The organism is Pedobacter gandavensis (assembly GCF_032678465.1).
GTDB lineage: Bacteria > Bacteroidota > Bacteroidia > Sphingobacteriales > Sphingobacteriaceae > Pedobacter > Pedobacter gandavensis_B.
The window spans coordinates 55430-72738 of sequence record NZ_JAVTSK010000014.1 but is presented as its reverse complement, the minus strand read 5'-3'; the positions used below and the strand labels follow the sequence as shown (position 1 = coordinate 72738).

General features: G+C 37.6%; 28 protein-coding genes. 26 read left to right on the top strand and 2 right to left on the bottom strand.

The window, feature by feature from the left end; all coding sequences use genetic code 11:
* The first annotated feature begins 4 nt into the window (after positions 1–4).
* The 24 genes from rplV (at position 5) to rplQ (ending at position 12278) form a co-directional block, all read left to right on the top strand.
* A complete protein-coding gene (gene rplV / locus R2Q94_RS20565) occupies positions 5–367 on the top strand; it encodes a 50S ribosomal protein L22 (RefSeq protein WP_316823357.1) in 363 nt (120 codons plus the stop codon).
* A 5-nt stretch (positions 368–372) separates the two neighbouring features.
* Complete coding sequence (gene rpsC / locus R2Q94_RS20560) at positions 373–1218, top strand: 30S ribosomal protein S3 (protein WP_316823356.1); 846 nt, start codon at positions 373–375, stop codon at positions 1216–1218.
* Positions 1219–1256: 38 nt separating this feature from the next.
* The gene (gene rplP, locus R2Q94_RS20555) at positions 1257–1679 is read left to right on the top strand and encodes a 50S ribosomal protein L16 (RefSeq protein ID WP_062550433.1); all 423 of its coding nucleotides are present in this window, start codon (positions 1257–1259) and stop codon (positions 1677–1679) included.
* Between the two features lie 75 nt (positions 1680–1754).
* Positions 1755–1967 carry a 50S ribosomal protein L29 gene (gene rpmC, locus R2Q94_RS20550; RefSeq protein WP_182957301.1) on the top strand — a complete coding sequence of 71 codons (213 nt, stop codon included), beginning with the start codon at positions 1755–1757 and terminating at the stop codon, positions 1965–1967.
* Between the two features lie 13 nt (positions 1968–1980).
* Complete coding sequence (gene rpsQ / locus R2Q94_RS20545) at positions 1981–2235, top strand: 30S ribosomal protein S17 (protein ID WP_037442595.1); 255 nt, start codon at positions 1981–1983, stop codon at positions 2233–2235.
* 1 nt (position 2236) lies between these two features.
* Positions 2237–2605: a 50S ribosomal protein L14 gene (rplN, locus tag R2Q94_RS20540; RefSeq protein ID WP_062550431.1), complete on the top strand. Its 369-nt coding sequence runs from the start codon at positions 2237–2239 to the stop codon at positions 2603–2605.
* 1 nt (position 2606) lies between these two features.
* Positions 2607–2945 carry a 50S ribosomal protein L24 gene (rplX, locus tag R2Q94_RS20535; protein WP_202986093.1) on the top strand — a complete coding sequence of 113 codons (339 nt, stop codon included), beginning with the start codon at positions 2607–2609 and terminating at the stop codon, positions 2943–2945.
* Positions 2945–3514 (top strand): 50S ribosomal protein L5, encoded by a 570-nt coding sequence (rplE, locus tag R2Q94_RS20530; RefSeq protein ID WP_316823355.1) that lies wholly within the window; start codon positions 2945–2947, stop codon positions 3512–3514. Before rplX ends, rplE begins: the two co-directional genes overlap by 1 nt.
* Positions 3514–3783 carry a 30S ribosomal protein S14 gene (rpsN, locus tag R2Q94_RS20525; protein WP_316823354.1) on the top strand — a complete coding sequence of 90 codons (270 nt, stop codon included), beginning with the start codon at positions 3514–3516 and terminating at the stop codon, positions 3781–3783. The genes rplE and rpsN overlap by 1 nt, the downstream gene beginning before the upstream one ends.
* 115 nt (positions 3784–3898) lie before the next feature.
* Positions 3899–4297: a 30S ribosomal protein S8 gene (gene rpsH, locus R2Q94_RS20520; RefSeq protein ID WP_316823353.1), complete on the top strand. Its 399-nt coding sequence runs from the start codon at positions 3899–3901 to the stop codon at positions 4295–4297.
* 18 nt (positions 4298–4315) lie between these two features.
* Positions 4316–4873: a 50S ribosomal protein L6 gene (gene rplF, locus R2Q94_RS20515; RefSeq protein WP_316823352.1), complete on the top strand. Its 558-nt coding sequence runs from the start codon at positions 4316–4318 to the stop codon at positions 4871–4873.
* Between the two features lie 5 nt (positions 4874–4878).
* Positions 4879–5232 (top strand): 50S ribosomal protein L18, encoded by a 354-nt coding sequence (gene rplR, locus R2Q94_RS20510; RefSeq protein WP_062550426.1) that lies wholly within the window; start codon positions 4879–4881, stop codon positions 5230–5232.
* A gap of 18 nt (positions 5233–5250) precedes the next feature.
* On the top strand, positions 5251–5769 hold the full coding sequence (gene rpsE / locus R2Q94_RS20505; protein WP_062550425.1) for a 30S ribosomal protein S5: 519 nt from the start codon (positions 5251–5253) through the stop codon (positions 5767–5769).
* Positions 5770–5773: 4 nt separating this feature from the next.
* Positions 5774–5953, top strand: a complete 180-nt coding sequence (gene rpmD, locus R2Q94_RS20500; RefSeq protein WP_062550424.1) for a 50S ribosomal protein L30 — start codon at positions 5774–5776, stop codon at positions 5951–5953.
* Positions 5954–6062: 109 nt separating this feature from the next.
* Positions 6063–6509, top strand: coding sequence for a 50S ribosomal protein L15 (rplO, locus tag R2Q94_RS20495; RefSeq protein WP_062551181.1), 447 nt, complete (start codon positions 6063–6065; stop codon positions 6507–6509).
* 13 nt (positions 6510–6522) lie between these two features.
* The gene (secY, locus tag R2Q94_RS20490; RefSeq protein ID WP_316823351.1) at positions 6523–7860 is read left to right on the top strand and encodes a preprotein translocase subunit SecY; all 1338 of its coding nucleotides are present in this window, start codon (positions 6523–6525) and stop codon (positions 7858–7860) included.
* Between the two features lie 8 nt (positions 7861–7868).
* Entirely contained in the window at positions 7869–8654 is a 786-nt protein-coding gene (map, locus tag R2Q94_RS20485; RefSeq protein WP_316823350.1) for a type I methionyl aminopeptidase, read from the top strand.
* A 71-nt stretch (positions 8655–8725) separates the two neighbouring features.
* Positions 8726–8944 carry a translation initiation factor IF-1 gene (gene infA, locus R2Q94_RS20480; protein ID WP_008244555.1) on the top strand — a complete coding sequence of 73 codons (219 nt, stop codon included), beginning with the start codon at positions 8726–8728 and terminating at the stop codon, positions 8942–8944.
* 1 nt (position 8945) lies between these two features.
* Entirely contained in the window at positions 8946–9062 is a 117-nt protein-coding gene (rpmJ, locus tag R2Q94_RS20475) for a 50S ribosomal protein L36 (RefSeq protein WP_073232286.1), read from the top strand.
* Between the two features lie 81 nt (positions 9063–9143).
* Complete coding sequence (rpsM, locus tag R2Q94_RS20470) at positions 9144–9521, top strand: 30S ribosomal protein S13 (protein WP_062550421.1); 378 nt, start codon at positions 9144–9146, stop codon at positions 9519–9521.
* A 21-nt stretch (positions 9522–9542) separates the two neighbouring features.
* Positions 9543–9932 (top strand): 30S ribosomal protein S11, encoded by a 390-nt coding sequence (gene rpsK / locus R2Q94_RS20465; protein ID WP_041878538.1) that lies wholly within the window; start codon positions 9543–9545, stop codon positions 9930–9932.
* Positions 9933–9996: 64 nt separating this feature from the next.
* Complete coding sequence (gene rpsD / locus R2Q94_RS20460; protein WP_062550420.1) at positions 9997–10605, top strand: 30S ribosomal protein S4; 609 nt, start codon at positions 9997–9999, stop codon at positions 10603–10605.
* Positions 10606–10683: 78 nt separating this feature from the next.
* A complete protein-coding gene (locus R2Q94_RS20455; protein ID WP_316823349.1) occupies positions 10684–11676 on the top strand; it encodes a DNA-directed RNA polymerase subunit alpha in 993 nt (330 codons plus the stop codon).
* A 92-nt stretch (positions 11677–11768) separates the two neighbouring features.
* A complete protein-coding gene (gene rplQ / locus R2Q94_RS20450) occupies positions 11769–12278 on the top strand; it encodes a 50S ribosomal protein L17 (RefSeq protein ID WP_316823348.1) in 510 nt (169 codons plus the stop codon).
* 70 nt (positions 12279–12348) lie between these two features.
* Here the strand turns inward: rplQ and R2Q94_RS22270 are convergent, their stop codons facing one another.
* On the bottom strand, positions 12349–12705 hold the full coding sequence (locus R2Q94_RS22270) for a 2'-5' RNA ligase family protein (RefSeq protein WP_410478579.1): 357 nt from the start codon (positions 12703–12705) through the stop codon (positions 12349–12351).
* Between the two features lie 228 nt (positions 12706–12933).
* Here R2Q94_RS22270 and R2Q94_RS20445 point away from each other — a divergent pair, with 228 nt between their 5' ends.
* Positions 12934–14145: an SAM-dependent methyltransferase gene (locus R2Q94_RS20445; RefSeq protein WP_316823347.1), complete on the top strand. Its 1212-nt coding sequence runs from the start codon at positions 12934–12936 to the stop codon at positions 14143–14145.
* 172 nt (positions 14146–14317) lie between these two features.
* Complete coding sequence (gene dnaK / locus R2Q94_RS20440) at positions 14318–16228, top strand: molecular chaperone DnaK (RefSeq protein WP_316823346.1); 1911 nt, start codon at positions 14318–14320, stop codon at positions 16226–16228.
* 175 nt (positions 16229–16403) lie between these two features.
* Here dnaK and R2Q94_RS20435 read toward each other — a convergent pair whose 3' ends face one another.
* Positions 16404–17303: an NDP-sugar synthase gene (locus R2Q94_RS20435; RefSeq protein WP_316823345.1), complete on the bottom strand. Its 900-nt coding sequence runs from the start codon at positions 17301–17303 to the stop codon at positions 16404–16406.
* Between the last annotated feature and the right edge of the window lie 6 nt (positions 17304–17309).

Below are 17309 nucleotides of genomic sequence, written 5' to 3'. Positions count from 1 at the left end.
AGAGATGGAAGCAGTAGCGAAATTAAACAATTGTCCAACCTCACCACGTAAAATGCGTTTGGTTGTAGATCTTATCAGAGGTGAGCGTGTAGAGAAAGCTTTAAGTATTTTAAAGTTTACCAATAAAGAAGCAGCAATCAAAGTTGAAAAACTTTTATTGTCAGCTATCAAAAACTGGGAAACTAAAAATGAAGGTTCTCGCCCTGAAGAAAACCAGTTATACGTGAAAACGATAATGGTAGGCGGTGGTCGTCAATTAAAAAGACTTAGACCAGCACCTCAAGGACGTGGTTACAGAATCCGTAAGCGTTCTAACCATGTAACTTTGGTAGTAGATAGTAAAAACGTTGAAACTCAAACTAATTAACAGAAATGGGACAAAAAGCACATCCAATAGGAAACAGGTTAGGAATCATCAAAGGTTGGGATTCTAACTGGTTCGGTGGCAACAACTATGCTGATAAATTAGTTGAGGACGAAAAAATAAGAAAATACCTTTCTGTACGTATCGCAAAAGGCGGTGTAGCGAAAGTAGTAATTGAGCGTACGTTAAAACGTATCACGGTAACTATCCACACTGCACGTCCAGGTATTGTGATCGGAAAAGCAGGAGCTGAGGTTGACAAAATCAAAGAAGAGTTGAAGAAATTGACTAAAAAGGAAATTCAAATCAACATTTTTGAGATCAAACGTCCTGAGCTTGATGCACAACTAGTTGCAGAAGGTGTTGCAAAACAATTAGAAGCAAGGATCTCATTCCGTAGAGCAATGAAATCTACTATAGCATCAACGATGCGTATGGGTGCTGAAGGTATCAAAATTATGACCTCTGGTCGTTTAGGTGGTGCTGAGATGGCTCGTAGCGAACAGTATAAAGAGGGAAGAATTCCTTTGCATACTTTCCGTGCTGACATTGACTATGCATTAGCAGAAGCTTTAACTACTTATGGTAAAATTGGTGTTAAAGTTTGGATCTGTAAAGGTGAAGTTTACGGTAAACGTGATCTTTCTCCAAACATCGGTTCTGTGAGCAATGCTCCAGGTAAAGGTGGCAGACCAGAAGGTGCTTTCGGTGGAAGAGATAGAGATAACCGTGGCGGTGGCGACAGAAGAAACGACAATAAAGGTCGTGGCGGAAGAGGTCCAGGTCAAGGTGCTCCAGGTGCAGGAAGAGATAATAGAGGTGGGAATACTCCTAACAGAGGTCCTCGTAAATAATTAGTTAACAGATCGTTTAACGATAATATTAGATAAAGATGTTACAGCCAAAAAGAACGAAGTTCAGAAAGATGCAAAAAGGCAGAATGAAGGGTTTAGCAACACGTGGTGCTGAATTGTCATTCGGGTCTTTCGGGATTAAATCTTTAGAGTCGACTTGGATTACAAGTCGTCAGATAGAGGCAGCCCGTATTGCGGTAACTCGTTTCATGAAACGTGAAGGCCAGGTGTGGATTAGAATTTTCCCGGACAAACCGGTAACTAAGAAACCAGCTGAAGTTCGTATGGGTAAAGGTAAGGGTGCTCCAGAATATTGGGTTGCCGTTGTTAGACCTGGACGTATTATTTTTGAAGCCGAAGGTGTTCCTTTAGCAATCGCTAAAGAAGCAATGAGATTAGCGGCTCAAAAATTGCCGATTCAAACAAAATTTGTAGTACGTAGAGATTACGTAGAAGCATAAAAAAAGTTCTTGGGTTCAATGTTGTAAGTAACTTGTTATTACAACCGCTAGACCCAAGGCATTAAAATTAATAAAATGAAGAACTCAGAAATCACAGGGCTTTCAAAAGAAGAACTAGTAGCCAGGATTGCAGAAGAAACTGAAAATTTAGTAAAGTTGAAATTTGCACATACAATTTCGGCTATCGAAAATCCTACCCGTATTAAAAAGGTAAGAAAAGACATTGCCCGATTAAACACTGAAGTGACAAAGCGCAAATTAGCTGAGTCTGCTACTGAAACAAAATAACTTTAGAGTCGAAATGGAAAGACAATTAAGAAAAACAAGAACCGGGTTGGTGGTAAGCAACAAAATGGATAAATCTGTTGTTGTAGCGGTTGAACGTAAAGTGAAACACCCGATCTATGGTAAGTTTGTTAAAAAAACTACCAAATTTATGGCTCATGACGAGAAAAACGATTGCGGTATTGGTGATACAGTACTGATCATGGAGACTCGTCCGCTGAGTAAGAACAAGAACTGGAGATTAGTGGAAATTTTAGAAAGAGCTAAATAACATGGTACAACAGGAATCAAGATTAAACGTAGCCGACAATAGCGGCGCTAAAGAAGTATTGGTTATCCGTGTGCTTGGTGGTACTGGAAAAAGATACGCTTCTATTGGTGACAAAATCGTTGTAACCGTGAAAAGCGCGTTGCCTTCTGGTAACATTAAGAAAGGAACAGTTTCTAAAGCAGTAGTTGTAAGAACGAGAAAAGAGATCAGACGTAAAGATGGTTCTTACATCCGTTTCGACGACAATGCAGCAGTATTATTAAATGCACAAGATGAGCCGCGTGGTACACGTATTTTCGGCCCGGTAGCAAGAGAACTGCGTGAAAAACAATTCATGAAAATTGTGTCATTAGCACCGGAGGTATTATAAAATGAAAAATAAAGTAACTACACCAAAGATTAAAATCCGTAAAGGAGATTTAGTAAAGGTAATCGCTGGCGATTCAAGAGGCCAACAAGGCACTGTGCTTTCTGTCTTAATTTCTAAAAGCAGAATTCTTGTAGAAGGTGTGAACCTTGTATCAAAACATACAAAACCAAATGCTGCTAATCCAAACGGAGGTATCATTAAAAAAGAGGCTGCTCTTCATATTTCTAACGTAGCATTAGTTGATCCTAAAACAGGTGCAACTACTCGCGTTGGCAGAAAGCTTAATGCTGATGGGAAATTAGTTAGGGTTAGTAAAAAATCAGGAGAGGAGATCAAATAATGACTTACGTACCAAGATTAAAAAGTAAATATAAAGAGGAAATCGTAGCTGCACTTAAAGATAAGTTCAACTATAAAAGCGTTATGCAAGTTCCTAAGTTAGAGAAAATCGCGATCAACCAGGGTGTTGGACGTTTCTCTGTAACTGACAAAAAGATCATGGACAGCTCTATTTTAGAGATGACTACTATCGCTGGTCAGCAAGCAGTAGGCGCTAAGTCTAAAAAAGATATCTCAAACTTTAAATTGCGTAAAGGTATGCCAGTAGGTGTGCGTGTTACTTTACGTGACAATAACATGTATGAGTTTTTAGATCGTTTAATTTCTGTAGCTTTGCCTCGTATCCGTGATTTCAAAGGTATCAATGATAAAGGTTTTGATGGAAAAGGTAACTACACATTAGGTGTTACTGAGCAAATCATCTTTCCTGAGATCAACATCGACAAAATCAACAAGATTTTAGGTATGGATATTACATTTGTTACCAGTGCTACTACTGATGTTGAAGCATTGGAACTTTTAAAGCAATTCGGATTACCATTTAAAAACCAAAATAACACAAATTCATAATGGCTAGAGAAGGTGTAAAAGCTCGCGAAATTAAGCGTCAAAAATTAGTAGCTAAGTATGCAGACAGACGTGCTGAACTTAAAGCTGCTGGTGATTATGAAGGATTAGATAAGTTACCAAAAAACTCATCTGCAGTACGTTTACACAACCGTTGTAAATTAACTGGCCGTCCTCGTGGTTACATGCGTACTTTCGGTATATCAAGGGTATTGTTCCGTGATATGGCATTAGCAGGTAAAATTCCTGGAGTAAGAAAAGCAAGCTGGTAAAACAGCTTACTTTACGCTAAGGGCTTAGTCCCAAAGCTAGAAACAAAAAAATTAACCGATGGAAGGTCGTCCCGAATTAGAATAGGAAGGAAACCACCGTCACAATTACATAAAAATGAATACAGATCCAATAGCAGATTATCTGACAAGAGTAAGAAATGCCATCAAGGCAAATCACAGAATTGTAGAAATTCCTGCATCAAACCTGAAAAAAGAAATCACTAAAGTTCTTTTTGACAAAGGTTACATTGCTAATTACAAGTTTGAGGAAACTACGGTTCAAGGAACAATTAAAATCGCTTTGAAATACAATGCGATCACTAAAATTCCTGCAATCCGTACATTAACCCGTATCAGCAAACCAGGTTTAAGGCAATATGCCGGCGTAGAAAATATGCCAAGAGTATTAAACGGTTTAGGTATCGCTATCTTGTCTACATCTAAAGGTGTTATGACTGATAAAGAAGCAGCTAAATTGAACATTGGTGGCGAAGTTTTGTGTCACGTTTATTAATTAAAGGAGGATAGCAAAATGTCAAGAATAGGAAAAGCCCCAATTAATGTACCTTCAGGTGTAACAATTACTGTATCTAAAGATAACGTAGTAACTGTTAAAGGACCAAAAGGAGAGTTGACTCAAGCAGTTGATGCTGATATCACTGTAAGTCAGGAAGAAGGCGTAGTTACTGTAACTCGTCCTTCAGATCAGAAAAGACACAAAGCTTTGCATGGTTTATACCGTTCATTGTTAAACAATATGGTTGTTGGTGTTACAGAAGGATATAAAATTTCTCAGGAATTAGTAGGTGTTGGTTACCGTGCTACAAACACAGGAAACACACTAGATCTAGTTTTGGGTTATTCTCACCACTATGTATTCCAATTACCGGAAGAAATTAAAGTGACTACTGTATCTGAAAAAGGTCAGACTCCAAAAATCATTTTAGAAAGTATTGACAAACAATTGGTAGGTCAGGTAGCAGCGAAAATCCGTTCGTTACGTACTCCAGAGCCATATAAAGGTAAAGGTATCAAGTTTGTAGGTGAAGTGTTAAGAAGAAAAGCAGGTAAATCAGCTTCTAAAAAATAATCAAAATGGCAGGAAAAAAATTATCTCGTAGAGATCGTATAAAAAAAGGAATCAGAAAAAGATTAACAGGTTCTGAAAGCCGTCCACGTCTATCGGTATATAGAAGCAATAAAGGAATTTATGCTCAAATCATTAACGACGTAACCGGTAATACAATTGTATCAGCTTCGTCTTTATCAAAAGACTTTTCTGGAACTGGAAACAAATCTGAGCAATCAGTAGCTGTAGGTAAATTGGTAGCTGAAAAAGCTATTGCAGCTGGGATTAAAGAAGTAGTTTTCGACAGAAATGGTTATTTGTACCATGGACGTGTTAAATCGTTGGCAGAAGGTGCTCGCGAGGCTGGTTTAGTATTTTAATCTGAAAATAGGAGAAGAATGTCAACTATCAATATAAAAAGAGTTAAGACTAGCGAGATCGAATTAAAAGATCGTTTAGTTAGCATACAACGTGTTGCCAAAGTAACCAAAGGTGGACGTACTTTCAGCTTCTCAGCCATCGTGGTTGTTGGAGATGAAAACGGAATCGTAGGTTACGGATTAGGTAAAGCGAAAGAGGTAACTGAAGCGATTGCTAAAGGTATCGATGACGCTAAAAAGAACTTGGTAAAAGTTCCTCTATTAAACGGTACTGTTCCTCATGAGCAAATCGGTAAATTCTCTGGTGGTTTTGTATTAATCAAACCAGCTGCAGTAGGTACAGGTGTTATCGCTGGTGGTGCAATGCGTGCAGTATTAGAGAGTGCTGGTGTACACAACGTATTGGCAAAGTCTAAAGGTTCATCAAATCCTCACAACGTGGTAAAAGCAACTGTTGATGCTTTAACTAAGATGCGTGATGCTTATACCATCGCTCAACAACGTGGTATTGATTTAAATAAAGTTTTTAACGGATAATATTATGGCGAAGATCAAAATAACCCAGGTAAAAAGCATTATCGATAGAAGCGAACGCCAAAAAAGAACGATGAAAGCATTAGGTTTAACTAAAATGAACCAAAGTGTTGAAGTGGAAGCTAACGCTGCCATCATCGGTATGGTGAGAAAAGTGAATCACTTAGTTGCTATAGAGAGTATATAAATTTTTAAAGGTTGTAAATGTGGTTTATATAATTACATTTGCAACCTTTAAATATGTTTAACCGTTGTCCCTGATTAGTGAAAGCGAAGGGCAACATAAGTTTCAAAAAATGAACTTAAGTAATCTGAAACCTGCAAAAGGTTCTACAAAGAATGTAAAAAGAATCGGTCGTGGTACTGGTTCTGGACGTGGTGGTACTTCAACCCGCGGTCACAAAGGTGCTGGATCTCGTTCTGGTCACAAAACCAAAATTGGTTTTGAGGGTGGACAGATGCCATTACAACGTCGTGTACCTAAGGTTGGTTTCAAGCCAATTAACCGCGTAGAATACGTAAGTGTAAACTTAGACGTAATTCAAGCATTAGCTGAGAAATTTAACCTAACTACAATTGATTTTGCTACATTGCAAGACCATGGTTTAGCTCACAAAAATGACCTGGTAAAAGTTCTAGGCCGTGGTGAAGTTAAATCTAAGTTAGAGGTTAAAGCTCATGCTTTTTCTGCTACCGCACAACAAGCTATTGAGGCTGTTGGAGGCTCAATCGAAAAATTGTAATTAATTGTAATTAATGAAGAAGCTGTTTACTACTTTAAGTAATATTTGGAAAATTCAAGAATTGAAAGAGCGTATTGTATTTACGCTCATGATTCTTTTGGTTTATAGATTTGTATCTCATGTGGTGCTACCAGGTGTAGACGCAACTCTTTTAGGCAATAATGAAAAGTCTGGTCTTTTAGGTCTCTTGGATATGTTTGCCGGAGGTTCGTTTTCACGGGTATCTATCCTTGCCTTGGGTGTTATGCCTTATATTTCTGCCTCAATTGTAGTTCAGCTATTAGGTATTGCTGTTCCTTCATTCCAGAAAATGCAAAAGGAGGGTGAAAGTGGCAGGAAGAAACTAAATCAGATTACACGTTATCTAACCGTAGCCATTACCGCTGTTCAAGCTGTTGGTTATGTTAAAACACAAGTTCCTACAGAAGCAATCGTTATTGATCATACTTTATTTTATGTGATGGCAACATTCGTGTTGGCAGCAGGTACTTTATTTGTGATGTGGTTGGGTGAGAAAATCACCGATAAAGGTATTGGAAATGGTATTTCGCTAATCATTATGGTTGGTATTATCGCCAGATTACCAATCGCTTTATACCAAGAGATTACTTCAAGATTCGTTGGAGACGGTGGCTTAATTGCCCTTGTTCTTGAGATTGTGGCTTTATTTGCAGTAGTGATGTTCACCATCATGATTGTTCAGGGTGTACGTAAAGTACCAGTTCAATATGCAAAAAGGATTGTTGGTAACAGACAATTTGGTGGGGTAAGACAGTATATTCCTTTAAAAGTGAATGCTGCCGGTGTAATGCCGATTATCTTTGCTCAGGCATTGATGTTTATCCCTGGGTTCATTCCTCAGTTCTTTCCTTCTTTACAGAACACCTGGTTGATTCAGTTCAGTGACTATACTTCATTAGCGTATAGCTTAACTTTTGGATTTTTAATTATTGCATTTACATTCTTTTATACTGCAATTACCGTTAACCCTACTCAAATGTCGGACGATATGAAGAAGAACGGTGGATTCATTCCTGGTATCAAACCAGGTTTGGCTACCTCAAGCTTCATAGATGATGTTATTTCGAAGATCACCTTTCCAGGTGCAGTTTTCCTTGCCATCATTGCAGTGCTTCCTTCAGTAGCCGTTAAATTCGGTATCAAGTCTGAATTTGCCCATTTCTATGGTGGAACTTCATTGTTGATCCTGGTAGGTGTGGTATTAGATACTTTGCAACAAATTGAAAGTTATTTGTTAATGCGTCATTATGATGGTTTAATGAAAACAGGTAGAGTTACCGGTCGCACAGGAATTCCTGCTGCAGCCACGGGTAGCAACGCGGTGATCTAAAATATAGTATGTCTAAGATCTATTACAAATCTCCAGAGGAGATCGAGTTAATAAGAGAAAGTTCTTTACTTGTATCTAAAACTTTAGCTGAAGTAGCTAAGGTGATTGGTCCGGGCATCACTACAAAAAAATTGAATGACCTGGCTGAAACGTTTATCAAAGACCACGGAGCAATCCCGGCTTTCTTAAACTATAACGGCTTCCCATATTCACTATGTATTTCGCCTAATGAGCAGGTTGTTCATGGCTTTCCAGGCGAGTATGTGATACAGGAGGGGGACTTGATCTCCGTCGACTGTGGGGTCATTCTAAATAAATACTTCGGTGATTCTGCCTATACTTTTTCCATTGGTGAAGTAGATACAGAGAAACAGAAGTTAGTAGAGGTGACTAAAGAGTGTTTAAGACTTGCCATAGAGAAGGCTGTCGTAGGATCAAGGATCGGAGACGTAGGCTATGCTGTACAGGCTCATGCGGAGGCGAATGGATTTGGTGTAGTGAAGGAATTAGTAGGTCACGGAGTTGGTGTTCAATTACACGAAAAACCTGAAGTACCAAATTATGGTAAGAGGGGAAGTGGGATTAAACTGGAAGAGGGAATGGTGATCGCTATAGAGCCTATGATCAATGCAGGTACAGCGGGAGTTAAGTTCTGGTCAGACGGCTGGACAGTAACCAGTAAGGACAATAGGCCATCGGCTCATTTTGAGCATACGGTGGCAGTTAAAAAGGGTAATGCAGATGTTTTGTCGACCTTTTCAGTAATTGAAGAAGTTTTAAATAAAAAAAAGTAAATAATTAAATTTTTTTATTTAATTTTGCAACCCTGTTTAGTAGCAGCTAATTAAGTAAATATCAATATTATATGGCTAAACAAGCCTCAATTGAACAAGACGGTGTAATAAGAGAAGCACTATCCAATGCCATGTTCCGAGTGGAACTAGAGAATGGTCATGAGATAATAGCTCATATTTCGGGTAAAATGAGGATGCATTACATCAAGATTTTACCTGGAGACAAAGTCAAATTAGAGATGTCGCCTTACGATTTATCAAAAGGCAGGATTACTTATAGATATAAATAAAATGAAAGTTAGGTCATCAATTAAAAAACGTAGCGCTGATTGCAAGATTATTCGTCGTAAAGGTAAACTTTTCGTGATTAACAAGAAGAATCCAAAATACAAGCAACGTCAAGGTTAAGAAATTATTGATTGTGATGAAGATTGAATGTACAGGATACTCAATCTCGTTCATTCAGTTAATCAAACATTTAGTACAAATATGGCAAGGATATCAGGTATTGATTTACCAAGAAACAAAAGAGGCGAAATTGGTCTAACGTACATCTTCGGAGTAGGTAGATCAACTGCTCAACGTATTTTAACGGAAGCAGGTATCGATTTTAACAAGAAAGTACAGGATTGGTCAGACGATGAGTTATCGGCTATCCGTACCATCATCAACGACGGCGTAAAGGTAGAAGGTGCTTTGCGTTCAGAAGTTCAGTTGAACATTAAACGTTTAATGGATATCGGTTGTTACCGTGGATTACGTCACAGAAAAGGTTTGCCGGTACGTGGACAACGTACTAAGAACAACTCTCGTACACGTAAAGGCAAGAGAAAAACAGTTGCTAACAAGAAAAAAGCTACTAAATAAAATTAGTACTGAATAAGAATTATGGCTAAGAGTAAAAAAGTTACCAAAAAGCGTATTGTTGTGATTGAGCCTGTTGGTCAGGCACACATCAATGCTACTTTTAACAATATCATTGTTACTTTAACAAATAACAACGGTCAAACTATTTCATGGTCTTCTGCAGGTAAAATGGGATTCAAGGGTTCTAAAAAGAACACTCCTTATGCAGCAGGTCAGGCTGCATCTGATTGCGGTAAAGTAGCATTTGACTTAGGTCTTCGTAAAGTAGAAGTTTTTGTTAAAGGTCCAGGTTCAGGTCGTGAGTCAGCAATTAGAACATTGCAGATCTCAGGTATCGAAGTAACCTCTATCAAAGATATCACTCCGCTTCCGCACAACGGATGTCGTCCTCCTAAAAAGAGAAGAGTATAATAATTAATTTTTAAAGCTAAGAGTCTGTAGCTTAAGGCTGCACGATACTTTAAATCAAAAAACAATGGCAAGATATACAGGACCAAAGTCCAAAATCGCCCGTAAATTCAGAGAGCCAATTTTTGGCCCTGATAAGGTATTAGATAGAAAAAATTATCCTCCTGGACAGCACGGTGCTTCCAAAAGAAGAGGTAAACAATCCGAGTACGCAGTACAGTTAATGGAAAAACAGAAAGTTAAATATACTTATGGTGTATTAGAACGTCAATTCCGTAACTTATTCACCAAAGCATCTTCACGTGAAGGTATCACAGGTGATAACTTATTGCAATTATTAGAAGCTCGTTTAGATAACACAGTATACAGATTAGGTATTGCTACAACACGTTCAGCTGCACGTCAGTTAGTTAGCCATAAACACGTAACAGTTAACGGTGAAGTAGTAAACATTCCTTCATATCAATTAAAAGCTGGTGATGTTGTTGCAGTTCGCGAAAAGTCTAAGACTTTAGAAGCGATTACTAATTCAGTAGCAGGTAGAGTAATCAATAAATTCAATTGGTTAGACTGGAATGCAAGTGAATTGTCAGGTAAGTTCTTAACTTATCCTAACCGTGATGAGATCCCAGAAAATATCAAAGAGAACCTTATAATAGAGTTATACTCTAAGTAATATATTTAGTGAATTGCCTTCTGGGCAATTCACTTTATTTCATTACATAATTTTAATAACGATCTAAAAACATTATAAATGGCAATTTTAGCATTTCAGAAACCCGATAAGGTAATCATGCAGAAGTCAACAGATTTCGATGGTATATTTGAATTTCGTCCTTTAGAGCCCGGTTTCGGTGTAACAATTGGTAATGCCCTAAGAAGAATTTTACTTTCTTCATTAGAAGGTTATGCCATTACAAGTATTCGTTTTTCTGGCGTATCTCACGAGTTTTCTACAATGAAAGGTGTTGTAGAAGATTTGACGGAAATCATCCTTAACTTGAAACAAGTACGTTTTAAGAAAGTTGGTGATTCTGGTGATTCTGAAAAAGTTTTCATTTTAGTAAACGGGCAAGATCAGTTTACCGCTGGAGATATTACAAAATTCTCTAACAACTTCGAGGTTCTTAACCCTGATTTCGTTATTTGTAACATGGAAAAAACAGTGACTTTAGAGGTAGAATTGACTATCAATAAAGGACGCGGTTATGTTCCTGCTGAAGAAAATAAAATCAATGATGCTGTAGTTGGCGTAATCGCAATCGATTCGATTTTTACCCCAATGAAAAATGTAAAATACTCGATTGAAAACTATCGTGTTGAACAAAAGACAGATTATGAAAAATTAATATTAGAAATCTCTACCGATGGATCTATCCATCCGGAAGAAGCATTAAAAGAAGCTGCAAAAATTTTAATCCAGCACTTTATGTTGTTCTCTGATGAGAATTTAGTATTAGAATCTCAAGCAAAAGAAGAGACTAAAGAAGTGGATGAGGAAATTTTACATATGCGTAAAATCCTTAAAACCGAATTAGTTGATTTAGATCTTTCAGTACGGGCATTAAACTGCCTTAAAGCAGCCGATATCCGTACTTTAGCTGACTTGGTTTCTTATGATGTTGCTGATATGTTAAAATTCAGAAACTTCGGTAAAAAGTCATTGACTGAGATTCAGGAATTGGTTAAATCTAAAAGCTTATCTTTCGGTATGAACTTATCGAAATTCAAACTTGACGAGGAGTAATCAATAGTACCCTTAAAATAACAATATTGTTAATCGTGTATAATTCCCTCAGATAAAAATCAAAGAGACGGTATACACTGAATAAAATCAAAATGAGACACGGTAAAAAAAATAACCACTTAGGAAGAACAGATTCACATCGTAAGGCGATGTTGGCTAACATGGCTTCATCGTTAATTAAGCACAAAAGAATTCAAACTACTTTGGCTAAAGCAAAAGCTTTGCGTATGTATGTAGAACCTCTTTTGACTAAATCTAAATCTGATACTACACATTCGCGTCGTATTGTATTCGGTTACTTACAAGATAAAGAAGTTGTTACTGAATTGTTCCGTGATGTTGCAGCTAAAATTGCAAACCGTCCAGGTGGTTACACAAGGATCATTAAATTAAACAACCGTTTAGGTGATAATGCTGAGATGGCATTAATTGAATTGGTTGATTACAATGAAGTTTACGGTAAAGAAGTGGAAACTGCTGAGAAGAAAACTACTCGTCGTGGTAGAACTAAAGCTAAAAAAGCTGACGATACTACAGTTGAGGCTACTCCAGCAAAGGAAGAAGCAGCAGCTGAAACTAAATCTGAAGATAAAGGCGAATAATTTATTCCCTTATCATTATAAGGAAAACCCTGTCCGATTCGGATGGGGTTTTTTCTTTATAAAGAAATTTCTAATTGTTCTGGTCCAGGTAGACTGTGGTATCCCAATGCCTCCCATCATGTTTTAACAATCTGAAATGGTTGACTTCAAATGTTGCTTTAAAAGATCTTTTCTTGTAATAAGACATAATTTCCAGATATAGACTTTCGCTTAGGTCGCGGTAGGCAATAGTAAGATGTGGGTTTAAGGTTGTATAAGTATCTTTACTAAATGCCTTTGTAAGGATTTTTATCTTTTCATAGAAATCCTCGATTTGCCTGTTTTTTAAGGCGCTGATGTATACTGCTTTTGTATTTTGGAAGCCTAAATAATTGTTGAGGTGCTGTGTAAAAGGTTTGAAATTTCTGGCCTGGGTTAGGCAATGGATTAATCGATCTTCGTAGCTTTATTCTAAATCAGGTATAAACTTTAGCGTGATATGAACTGGTGGTCTCAATGCTTTGAATACATGAAATCTTTGGGAGCACCTTTCTGATTCGATCAATCGCAGTACTGAGTTTGTTTGGTGGAAGAATTGCAATTAAATAACGTTGTTTCATATAGCTAATTTAGTATTCATATTCAAAAGGGTATCTTTGTATCGTAATCCAATTTCATGTCAAATCAACTCCAATTACAGCGTTTTCAAGAACAACTCGCTGAAAGTATTTCTTTGAATACTTTTTTAAAGGTTTCCCTGGGCAATTATCGGGGAAATGATAAAGAATTAAAAAATGTTTATGTCCGCCGGGTAAAGATCAAACGTGCAGATATGCTTTCTTTTACTTACAGAAATAAAACCAGAGATATCGTTAAAAATTTCCCTATTGATGATGGCTGTACTATGGTAGGACATTTTATCAGTAATGACTTTAAAGTCTGCACTTTGTTCACGATGGGAAAAGAAGTGATTCTGGAACATGGCAAAAATCATGTCATTGCGATACGTGAAAGGGTATTGTCTGGGGACGGTAAGGCTGTACCAACCCTGGCACATAATAAGGAGAAGAAGCGGCTGATTCAGGCTGCTGGAAAACCTTATTTGCAAGAGTTGAAAATTACCGATGCTGATGGAAATGTTTTTAAAAATGCCCAGGATAAATACAAACAGATCAATCAATATGTGGAGATTTTAAGCTCATTGATTAAAGAACTTCCGCAGAACGGGATTAAAAAAGTGGTTGATATGGGTTCAGGAAAAGGTTATCTGACTTTCGCTTTATACGATTACTTCAATCAGGTATTGAAACTGGATACGAAAGTTACAGGGGTAGAATACAGGGATGATTTGGTGAATTTGTGTAATGGGATTGCTAAAAACTCAGGTTTCGAAGGACTTGATTTTGTGCCTGGGACTATTCAAGATTACGATGTAGCGGCAATTGATTTGCTAATTGCTTTGCATGCCTGCGATACAGCTACTGATGATGCGATTTATAAGGGTATTAAAGCTAACGCAGCTTTGATTGTCGTGGCTCCTTGCTGTCACAAACAAGTTAGAAGAGAAATGGATAAGCATAAAGTAAGGAATGAGGTTGCTGTGTTAACAAAGTATGGTATTTTCATGGAGCGCCAGGCGGAAATGGTTACTGATGCAATGCGTGCTTTAATATTGGAACACTATGGATATAAGACCAAAGTATTTGAATTTATCTCAGATGCACATACTCCTAAAAATGTATTGGTGGTGGGAGTAAAATCAGCTAAATTATCAGGCAAAGCACTGGAACAGAAACAAACAGAGATTAAACAGAAATTACACGAGACCAAAGCTTATTTTGGAATTGGCTACCATCATTTAGAGCGACTATTGAAGTTAGACCAGTGAAATGCGTCGGATTTCTGTCATCCTGTCACATTTTTGTAACAAGATTCGGACAGAAAATTACCTAATGATTGGAAAAATAGGAAATTTTCTGCCAAAACTCAATTGGCACATCCATTGTTAAACAAGAAATAATAAGAAATAAGATTCATAAACATAAACAGAGATAAATAGCATGTCAAAAATTATTGGTATAGACTTAGGAACAACAAACTCTTGCGTATCCGTAATGGAAGGTAACGAACCTGTAGTTATAGCCAACAGTGAGGGTAAGCGTACTACGCCATCCATTGTTGCTTTTGCAGAGAATGGTGAGCGCAAGGTAGGTGAGCCGGCAAAACGCCAGGCAATTACTAACCCAACAAAAACAATTTATTCGATCAAACGCTTTATGGGCAGCAGCTTTGCTGAAGTGTCTAAAGAAACTGGTCGTGTACCTTATAAAGTTGTTAAGGGCGACAACAATACACCACGTGTTGAGATTGACGACCGTAAATATACACCACAAGAAATTTCTGCAATGATTTTGCAGAAAATGAAAAAAACGGCTGAAGACTTTTTAGGTCATGAAGTAACAGAAGCAGTTATTACTGTTCCTGCTTATTTTAATGACGCACAACGTCAGGCTACTAAAGAAGCTGGTGAAATTGCTGGTTTAACAGTGAAACGTATCATCAACGAGCCAACTGCAGCTGCATTAGCTTACGGTTTGGATAAAGCACAAAGAGACATGAAAATCGTTGTGTTTGACTGTGGTGGTGGTACTCATGACGTTTCAGTATTAGAATTAGGTGATGGTGTATTTGAAGTAAAATCTACTGATGGTGATACTCACCTAGGTGGTGATGACTTTGATCACGTTATTATTGATTGGTTAGCCGCTGAATTCAAAAACGAGTATGGTATGGACTTGAATCAAGATCCAATGGCTTTACAACGTTTGAAAGAAGCAGCTGAGAAAGCTAAAATTGAATTGTCAAGCACAACTTCTACTGAGATCAACTTACCTTACATCACTGCTGATGCAACTGGTCCTAAACACTTGGTTAGAAACTTAAGCCGTGCTAAATTTGAGCAATTGGCTGCTGATTTGATCAAACGTACTATTGACCCATGTAAATCAGCACTGAAAAATGCAGGTTTGAAAACTAGCGATATCGATGAGATTATCTTAGTTGGTGGTTCAACTCGTATTCCTGCAATTCAGGATGCAGTTAAAGCTTTCTTTGGTAAAGATCCTTCAAAAGGTGTTAATCCTGATGAAGTGGTAGCTATCGGTGCTGCAATCCAAGGTGGTGTATTGACAGGTGAAGTTAAAGATGTATTGTTATTAGATGTTACTCCTCTTTCATTAGGTATTGAGACTATGGGTGGTGTAATGACTAAATTAATTGAAGCCAATACAACTATTCCTTCTAAGAAAGCAGAAACTTTCTCTACAGCAGCTGATAACCAGCCTTCAGTAGAGATTCATATCTTGCAAGGTGAGCGTCCAATGGCTGCTCAAAACCGTACAATTGGTCGTTTTATCTTAGATGGTATTCCACCAGCGCCACGTGGTGTTCCTCAAATTGAGGTTGCATTTGATATCGATGCAAACGGTATCTTACATGTAAGTGCTAAAGATAAAGCTACTGGTAAAGAGCAAAAAATCCGTATTGAAGCTTCTTCTGGCTTAACTGAAGAAGAAATCAAAAGGATGAGAGAAGAAGCAGAACAAAATGCAGATGCGGATAGAATCGCTAAAGAAGAAGCCGATAAAATCAACGGTGCAGATGCTTTAATCTTCTCTACTGAAAAACAATTGAAAGAATTCGGTGAGAAAATTTCAGCTGATAAAAAAGCGCCAATCGAAGCAGGTTTGCAAAAACTAAAAGATGCGCATGCAGCTAGAAACTTCGCTGATATCGATGCAGCTCAGGAAGAATTACAGAATGCATGGAATGCAGCTTCTGAAGAAATGTACAAAGCAGGTCAGGATGGTGCTCAACCAGAAGGTGCTGCTGGTGCTTCAGATGCTCAGCCTGCAGGTGGTGACGACGTTACTGATGTAGATTTCGAAGAAGTTAAAGACGATAAAAAATAAGCGTTAAGCTCATTTAAATAAAAAGGTGTTCTGTTCTTTCAGAGCACCTTTTTTTTATGCAGGTCACTTTTAAGATAATTGCCATAATTATCTGGTCGGATAAGCCCCGAATTTGCTTATAAACAAGAAAGGGATCCACATTATGGATCCCTTTCTTGTTTAACGTTACCAGTATTTAGTTCCAAAGATTTGATGGATATGCACCGTCTTTGATCAATTGGTCAATGCTTGCTTGTACAATTGGTTTATCTTCTTTGTAAGTTACACCAAACCACTGACTATCTGTAGGAATTACTTTGAAATCAGCAATTCTAGATTTTACCAGGTATTCAGCTACTAATGGAATGAAAAACTCTGATTTAGGGTTTTCTTTATTTTGTACAGCAAAATCTCTGAATAGTTCTTCTGTAATTTTGAATACTGCAGGCGTAAAGCCCCAGAAGTTCATCGATACGCGTGTATCTGGTGTTAATGGGTACTGAGTATCGCCTTCTTCGAAAACAATGGCGTCACCGTTCTTTAATACCTTTGTACGTTCTACAACTTCTTCAAGGATACCATTTTCGTTTACCTGACAAACACCTCTGGAAACAGATCCATATTCTGATAAAGTTTTGCCGATTTCATAACCGATCATTGAATAATTGCTATCGCTAACTTCTGTTGTTAAAAACTTAACCATTTTTTGGTAAGCATCTAAGCCATAGAAATCATCTGCATTTATGACACAGAAAGGTTCATTAATTGCAGTTCTACCAGCAAGAATTGCATGTGCAGTTCCCCATGGTTTTGATCTCTCAATTTCGATATCTACTCCGAATTGTTTAATGTTGAAGTTTTGGAAAACGTAATCTGTCTCGATTTTACCGTTTAATTTTGCTTCGAAAATTTCTTTGAAATCCTCAAGAAACTCTTCTTTAATAATAAATACAACTTTACCGAATCCGGCTTTTATAGCATCATATATAGAATAATCAATAATAGTTTCGTTGTTCGGGCCGAACCCGTCAATTTGTTTCATGCTGCCGTAGCGACTTGCCATCCCAGCTGCTAAGATTAATAAGGTTGGTTTCATGGGACT